Source organism: Paraburkholderia sp. EG304, from assembly GCF_046543485.1.
Taxonomy (GTDB): domain Bacteria; phylum Pseudomonadota; class Gammaproteobacteria; order Burkholderiales; family Burkholderiaceae; genus Paraburkholderia; species Paraburkholderia youngii.
On sequence record NZ_JBKGUA010000123.1, the window covers coordinates 1 to 7,453 of the forward strand.

Here is a 7,453-nt window from a genome sequence, read left to right on the forward strand (position 1 = left end):
TGCGAAGAGAATCGTGAAGCCCAGCAACGCTCCCGACGCGGAATAGACCGAGAAGTCCACCGTATCCGTGATGTCAATTTCGAATACCGCCAGCAATAGAGGCATGACGGATATGACGGTGGTCGCGCTAACCTTCCATTCGAGCAGCGCCGCGATCGGCGACGGAAACAGCGTGACGATACCGTACCGCACCAGAACACACGTCCAGCTTTGGCCGTGACGGAGGCCGCGCGCCACACTGATATGCTGATAGAAGCTGAAGGTATCTCCCTTTGTCATGGCCTCACCGCGATCGCTGCCCGGACGCGAAAAGAAAGGTATTGCGCCACCAGCGTCCCGACCCAGAGGCAATGCGATCAGGACCAGTATGTCCGCATAGTGCGCCATCATCAAACTCAGCCATGCCGCGCACGCTCTCGATCCTGGGGTATCCGTTCTTTTCGGGTGGCGTCAAACTCGCCTGATAGCGCTTTGTCACCTTGGCGCCGTGACCTGTCTTTGATTTCAGTTTGAATGACGGTTGGAAGAAGTTGATATACAGCCGCGACACTTGATAAAGTGAGGCAAGTGTTTTCTGTGGCTTCGAGACCTTGTAGCCTGCCGTCCCCCACCAGATGACGTACAGACGGCGCCATTCTTTTGCGCGACCCGCGCCTGATCGTTTTTCTTGCAGGCACGCCAACGCACCATCTCGATACCCGTTGCCTTGAAATCAAAGACGGCCGGGTTCATGAACGCGCAATCGTTATCGCAGTCCAGACCAAGGCAGATATCGCATGGCTGGACGAGCTTCGCCGGCATTCGCTTGACCTGATCTCCCATTTCAATCAATCGGCCATAAAGGAAGATCATTGAGATCCTCACACTCAAACCGGAGGGGGACCAAACGAACTATACGACGGTCGGATGGCGCCGCGAAACGCTTCCGACTTGTCGCCGTTTGATCCGCTCGTCAGCAACGGCAGCACACAACGTCGTCAAATCTCGCGAGCTAACCCGAATCCCTGCTGATCAAACAACCGACGGTAAGTACTATCATCGAGCTGAACGAGCCGGTCGTGGCTTCCTTCCTCGACGAGGCGGCCGTGATCAAACACCAGCAGCCGATCGAGCGCACGAACCGTGGACAGGCGGTGTGCAGCCACGAGTGTGGTACGCCCAACCATCAACCGCTCCATCGCCTGCTGAATCAGCACTTCACTTTCGCCGTCAAGGTTCGAGGTCGCTTCATCGAGAATAATGATTGGCGCGTCTGCCAAGAAAGCACGAGCGATAGCCACTCGCTGACGTTCACCGCCCGAAAGCTTCACGCCGCGATCGCCCACCAGCGTGGCATATCCGTTCGGTAACGCGGCAATGAACTCGTGCGCGTTCGCTAGCGCGGAAGCTTGCTCGATCTCGGCCTGCGTCGCGTCCGGCTTACCATATGCGATGTTCTCCGCGAGCGAACGGTGAAACAACAACGGCTCTTGTTGCACGATAGCGATCTGCCGTCGCAGCGAAGTCTGCTCAACTTGGGAAATGTCTTGCCCGTCAATCCTTATGCGACCATCGCTGAGATCGTAGAGCCGCTGGATTAGTTTTATGAACGTAGTCTTTCCCGCCCCTGAACGGCCCACCAGCCCAACGCGCTCACCGGGCGCAATGGTTACTGAGAAATCCTTGTACAAAGGCTCCCGGACTTTGTCGTATTGGAAAGTCACCCGGTCGAAGCAAATCTCCCCTCGTCGAATCTCGATAGGACGCGCACCTGGCCGGTCCTCGATGCCAGATCTCTCTCGCTCAAGCAGAACTAGTTGCTGCATATCATTCACAGAGCGTTGCAGGTTGCGTACGTGCATCCCAACTTCGCGTAGATAACCTTGCAAGACATAGAACATTGTTAGCGCAAACGCGATGTCACCGACGCTTGCTTCATCGCGCACGCGGAACCATAGTGCGGCACTGAGCATCGCGGTTTGCATCAGCACGAGCATGCCGCTCTGGACTCCACCATTGGTCGTGCTGCGCGCCCACATGCGAGCCGTATGCTTACGCCACTTGCTGACTATGCGGGCAAACCTAGCTTCTTCTCGGCTCTCGGCGCCAAACGCTTTCACGAGCGAGTTACAGGCTATCGCGTCGGAAAGCCTACCTCCCATGCGGGTGTCCCACAGATTGCTGATGTGCGCGGCGGGCGCTACATAGCCGAGCGATAGCGACACTGCGACCGTAATGTACAGCAGCGAGCCTGCGCCAACCAAGACACCCATCAGCGGCCAGCGAACACCAAGCAGTATCGTCGCGCCACCCAGCATCAGCAGCGAAGGCAGCAACGCGAGAAGCAGCGTGTCGTTCATCAGTTCTAGTGCCCACATACCGCGCGTGATCCTATGTACTGTCGCACCGGCGAAACTATTCGCATGCCAATCGGTGGAGAGACGTTGCACTCGGCAAAATGCGTTCGACGCGACGTCGCTTATCATGTTCAACGTCAGCACCATAATGTTGTGAAGCGTGAAATGTCTCGCCAAGGTCGTGCCAACTCCCAATGCAATCAGCAAACCAAAAGTACTTGCTGCATGGTGCCACGCAGCGGACTTCAAGCCCATATCACCGCCACCAGCTGTCAGCGCATCCACCAGTCGCCCAGAAAAGAATGGCGTCACCACCTCGGCAAGGGTGGCCAGTAATGCGAGCGTCGCGATCGCGGAAATTCTCACAGGCTGTTTGCGCCAGTATCGTACAGTAAAGACTAGTACGCACTTAAACGCCCGCATGTCAAACCAAGGTTTCTTTTTCGCCATCATTTATATATCGACGTATCTCACTTCGTGGAATGAAAGAATTAAGCTTCATCAATCATAGGTCGTATTGAAACCAAACATTTGGCTCGACATAAACGATGCAATTTTGCTCCATTGAAACGAGCACCGGCACCAATGCCCCATCGACCTCAGCACTTCCGGAATGTTCGAATATTTGCCCTGTCCATCGTGACCATTCCGAAATCGTTCCAACGATGGTCATGGAATAAGGGGCAATTTTCATGAGCCTTCCTCCAGCACCGAGGTGGGTTCGCAACCAAGAATCCATCGGCAAACCGTCGGGGCGTTGTAGTCGCGTATACTCGAGCATCGGCATCCCGGGCACATGGTGTTTCTGGCTTGGCCGAACGGGGACCGAAAGCTTTGAGAATCCCGCCATTTTGGCACATTGCTTCAACGCATTCAGCAGTGCCAGCGCATTACCGAGACCTCTCGCCTTTGGCAGTAGGGTAATTTCGAGTGCGCTTATCGTCGTTGGTTCACGGCCTAGCAGACTGTCTTCGTGAGCCCAGCGGATAACCTCATCCCAACCGCCGTCCGGCAATTCCATGCGGCCCTCGATGTTTGAGGCAAATGGAACGCCGAAAGCGCGCCCAACGACCTCCTCGTCGACAAGCCCAGCATACGCGAAGTCTAGGTATCTTGAGAAGACTCCCGCGCCAAAATAGAGCTTTGCGGTTCGATCATGGCGCATAAAGTCCGGCCACATGCTATCTAACTCGCTCGAAAAAACAAGAGGAATAAGTTCCGGCCTCTCTCGCAAAGAAAATATTTTCAAATTCATCTCCGAACTCCGACGGGAATCATTAAATTGCATCGCTCATATTCTTTCTTACAGCCCCCCGAATGGATAGGATCATCAATGATCTTGAGAACGTTAGGCACTTTGTGCCGGGCTTTGTATCCTGACGGGGCGAAATAACACAGGCCATAGCCAACCGATATATCGGATGAAGATTGATACTTCGCCACTGCGTATCTGACGTTGATGAACAAAGACACGCCGCGTCGCTGCAATGAATTGCGCGAGATGTTCAATGCACTGCACTGGATCGTGCGCGCGGCTATGCCGTGGCCTTTGTTGGCCAATGACTTTCCGCCGTGCGGCAGTAATGTCGATATGGCGGTCGATATCTTCGACCAGTTGCTTGCCGCGCATGTGATGCCGGCCAACGAACAGGAGCATGCTCTGGTCGGAGAATTGGCGCGCCAGATTCAGCACGCCAAAGGCCAGACGGTCAAGGTAGCGTTCGCCGATCAGGGATATACCTGCGAAGAGCCTGCACAGGCCGCACTCGACGAAGAGATCGAGCTTCAGATAATCAAGCGGATTGAGGCGAAAAATGGCTTCGTGCCGTTGCCGCGCCGCTGGGCGGTCGATCGCGGCTTCGGCTGGCTCAACCGCTTCCACCGACTGGCAGGAGACCAACGGCAATTCCCCGAGACCATGGCCGGCCTTTCTGTCGTACCCCCCGTGTTTATGCCTATCCACTGTGCATTCCTTAACAAAATTGCCTTCTAACACCACAAGCGCGTCCCCGTTGAGCACAAGCTCAATCCAAGTTCCCTGTTGATATATGCAATGCACGCGCGGCGTGAGATAGTGGAGAACTGTGGCTGGACAATTGGTCATGTTGGATCAAATGCCCCCATTGATGAAAGACGCGTCCAGAGGCCTCATTCTCTGACCGGGAATGGATATCCACGCCGTACTATTGAGTTGCGCTCCCCGCGGGTCGACCCGCTTCACATCACCGCTAGCACTGCAAAGTGATCGTTTCTATTTGCTCGTGATGTCAGTGCCATTTTCTCGTTGCAGGTTGGCTGACAGCCTTGAATCGGAGTCATTGTGCCACTGGTTCGAGTTTGAAAATCATTACCATATTCGAGCAACGCCAAAGCAAATATCGCGCTCTCTCGACTATTGCGATCGCCGCCCGCCAGTAGGCCCGGCGCTCGACCAAGATTGCTTTAAGTCAGGATACAAGCACCCTGTTCTTAGCGAGAAGAGATACCTTTTCCAACACAGAAATGGCACGTTCTACTAGATATTCAGCGCTGTTATCTTTCTCGCAAACGGCCTCCACAATTAAGCGCGCGCTAAGACTCATCCGCAGCGCAGAAACAGGAACCCCATCGATCTCGCCACATAAAACGGGTTGGCCCAATTCGCAACGCGCGGACAATATTTTTCGTCTTACTCCGCGCGAATTCCCACCAAGGTCTGCTTTCATTCGATTGAAGATTTTGGTGGTCTCCTCCGCGCGCAGCGGCCTTCTTCGGTTATTAAACTCGAACAAGATGAAAGGAAAAATCGTTGGTATCTGATCCCACGTCGACTGATTTTCCGTTGGACGGCGCTGCAAGGCGGGTTGTTCCAGGAGACTAAGCTGTTGCGAATTACTCATCCATGACGTAATAGCGTTATAGAAGTTCTCCACGACCTTTCTGACACCTTCCGCGGGGATGCCGTGAAAATCCCGCATTTCAGTGAGGGCAGCCTCCCACCGCAAAAGCAATCCAAAGTTGCTTGCATTGTGAAGCGACATGATGCCATTCCAATGTGGCGGCCACTCTGCGCGCGCGCTATTGACGCGAAGTGCCGGATCGACCGGCCGCATCATCAATCTGCATGCTGCGTCTGCCGGAACCAGCAACATTGCGGAAAATGGAGGGCCGCTAAAAAACTTTGATCCAGTAATGATGACAATACTATCCGCACGGAGGTAACTAACTAACGTGCTCGATGCCAGCCTGAATTGAGAGGCATCGATGACAGTCTCGATGATGTTTGGCCAGCGCCGCTTGAGTTCGAGGACACGATCCGGACTGGGGCCCAACACGCCGGTCTTGGAGACGTCGGTTAATACGATCAAAATGCGATCATACTGCTTTACAGCACTCAATACCGTTGCTTCAAGTTCGTCATCAACCTCAGCAATGGGTCGGAGACTGCCGTCCTCTGAGCGAATTGCTATCGACTCGACGTGATTGACATCGCCGAAATCTCCCACATTCCCATCGTTCATCGCGGGGGGGTAGCGATGATACAAGGCGCCCGCCAAAGCACGCGCGACACCGCTCCCCGTCTCTTCCGGTTGAACCATGATCGCCAACGTTGTGCGAGAGCTGGTCCCGGCCACCAGTCTTGCGACAAGCATGTGAGCATCTGTGCCGGAAGCGGATACAATAGCCTCCAACCCAGATAGTTCTCCTAAGCCACACAGGTCGATAAATTCACTACGCAGCCTCGACATCTCCTCCAAATAAACATCCGCCGGATTTCTCTCCCGTAAGCTACTCAAGAGATGGGAGCGTAGTTGTTGCGCAGCAGAGTGGCCAGATAGGGAAATAGTAGATGCCGTGGCGGAGCCAAATGCTAACAGTCCTGTATCTGGTATCGGTCGCCCCCCATATTTGTTGATCATTGCGGCGGTGTCGAGTTCGATCCGCGGGTCCCCTCCTTGCGTTAGGGCTTCGAAAGTCGACGGGAGGTAACTGTCGAGATTGTGCGAGCGCGTTGTCATAGCGTCAGGGCCCTATTGTTCGCGGGTGTGGTGTGCTGCTTAAGCATAAGGAAAGCGCGCGTGCAAGAATCCGACGGTTTTCCGGCACGGCCATCATTGTCACGTGATCGCCGGGAATCGGTATGGCGTGAATGGCCTCGGGATTTAGAACTCGGTCCCAGCCATGCATGGGTGCAATCTTCTTAGCCTCCGTTGCATCCGGAGTGCGCCCAGCCCGGAAATTCTCGGGAAGCTCAGATGCATAGAACTGGTGAATTTCGACTTGCAGGGATGGAACCTGATAGTTCAGTAACGCGTGCTGAAAATGGATATACGTTTCGACGGTTTCGTAGAAATCCGCTTCTACAACTATCGCCCCAATTTCCTGTGCCTTTTGGAGTAGTAGCGGAACAGAACTGTTCCTAGCGCAGCGCTGTAGCAGTTCGAATCGTTCATCGTCCAAAGACTCCAGAGGTTCAAATACCATTTCGAGTATTATTTCGGCATCAGATTTTTTCGGAGAATTTGCTGGCAGCGGGGCATCGATAAGACCCAGAAAAGATACCGTTTCATCGAAGCGCAGCAACTGCTGAGTAATCGCGTAAGCGAGGATCGCACCGGACGAATATCCGGCAATCCGGTAGGGAGCTCGTGGCTGAATCTTCTTCATCGTCAACAGTGTATGTGTTGCGATCTCCTCAAGAGTCAGTGAACGATCTTTGAAGGAGGGCCATGGTAGAGCGTAGATGGGACTATCCACTTCCATTTCTTTTGCTAAAGTGGAGACATACGAAAAATCTCCATAGCCTGTCGGAACAAAGAAAACGGGAGGCTGAGTTCCCGCCAAACGGACCGGCAACACTCCAGACACATGAGGATCCATGTCCATCTCGACCCTGGAGGCAAGATCCTTCAGGACGGGGGCTTCGAATAGATCGATAGCGCTTAATTTCATTCCCCGATCCAGTGCTCGGCTGAGCAGCCGCACGGCCAGCAGCGAATGGCCGCCCAGCTCGAAGAAGTGGTCATGCCGACCGACCCGCTCCAGCCCCAGCAGCTCCGCCCACAGCTGCGCCAGCACCGTCTCGAGCTCCCCGCGCGGCGCCTCGTAGCCCCGCCGCGCATACGCATCGTCCTGCG

6 protein-coding genes and 1 pseudogene are annotated in these 7,453 nt (G+C 54.5%); 2 read left to right on the forward strand and 5 right to left on the reverse strand.

The window, feature by feature from the left end; translation table 11 throughout:
* Window positions 1-390: pseudogene (locus ACLFKU_RS41895) on the reverse strand (hypothetical protein); the annotation flags it as partial.
* Window positions 391-639: 249 nt separating this feature from the next.
* On the opposite strand from ACLFKU_RS41895, the gene ACLFKU_RS41900 reads away from it, so the two are divergent.
* A complete protein-coding gene (locus ACLFKU_RS41900; protein WP_410853149.1) occupies window positions 640-855 on the forward strand; it encodes a hypothetical protein in 216 nt (71 codons plus the stop codon).
* Between the two features lie 122 nt (window positions 856-977).
* On the opposite strand, the gene ACLFKU_RS41905 is transcribed toward ACLFKU_RS41900, so the two are convergent.
* Both ACLFKU_RS41905 and ACLFKU_RS41910 read right to left on the reverse strand, forming a co-directional pair.
* Window positions 978-2,786, reverse strand: a complete 1,809-nt coding sequence (locus tag ACLFKU_RS41905) for an ABC transporter ATP-binding protein (RefSeq protein WP_410853154.1) — start codon at window positions 2,784-2,786, stop codon at window positions 978-980.
* A 55-nt stretch (window positions 2,787-2,841) separates the two neighbouring features.
* Window positions 2,842-3,591 carry a Long-chain-fatty-acid--CoA ligase gene (locus tag ACLFKU_RS41910; RefSeq protein WP_410853150.1) on the reverse strand — a complete coding sequence of 250 codons (750 nt, stop codon included), beginning with the start codon at window positions 3,589-3,591 and terminating at the stop codon, window positions 2,842-2,844.
* Window positions 3,592-3,795: 204 nt separating this feature from the next.
* Between ACLFKU_RS41910 and ACLFKU_RS41915 the strand changes: the two genes are divergently transcribed.
* A complete protein-coding gene (locus ACLFKU_RS41915) occupies window positions 3,796-4,329 on the forward strand; it encodes a transposase (RefSeq protein ID WP_410853151.1) in 534 nt (177 codons plus the stop codon).
* Window positions 4,330-4,783: 454 nt separating this feature from the next.
* Here ACLFKU_RS41915 and ACLFKU_RS41920 read toward each other — a convergent pair whose 3' ends face one another.
* Together ACLFKU_RS41920 and ACLFKU_RS41925 are read right to left on the reverse strand one after the other, a co-directional pair.
* On the reverse strand, window positions 4,784-6,235 hold the full coding sequence (locus tag ACLFKU_RS41920; protein ID WP_410853152.1) for a hypothetical protein: 1,452 nt from the start codon (window positions 6,233-6,235) through the stop codon (window positions 4,784-4,786).
* 103 nt (window positions 6,236-6,338) lie between these two features.
* Window positions 6,339-7,453: thioesterase domain-containing protein (locus ACLFKU_RS41925; protein WP_410853153.1), on the reverse strand; the 1,115-nt coding region annotated here is incomplete at its 5' end.

Excerpts from the sequence above, each read along its gene's own strand:
- ACLFKU_RS41920 (WP_410853152.1), bottom strand. The coding sequence starts at position 6,235 with ATGATCAACAAATATGGGGGGCGACCGATACCAGATACAGGACTGTTA.
- ACLFKU_RS41915 (WP_410853151.1), top strand. The coding sequence starts at position 3,796 with ATGAACAAAGACACGCCGCGTCGCTGCAATGAATTGCGCGAGATGTTC.
- ACLFKU_RS41905 (WP_410853154.1), bottom strand. The coding sequence starts at position 2,786 with ATGGCGAAAAAGAAACCTTGGTTTGACATGCGGGCGTTTAAGTGCGTA.
- ACLFKU_RS41910 (WP_410853150.1), bottom strand. The coding sequence starts at position 3,591 with ATGAATTTGAAAATATTTTCTTTGCGAGAGAGGCCGGAACTTATTCCT.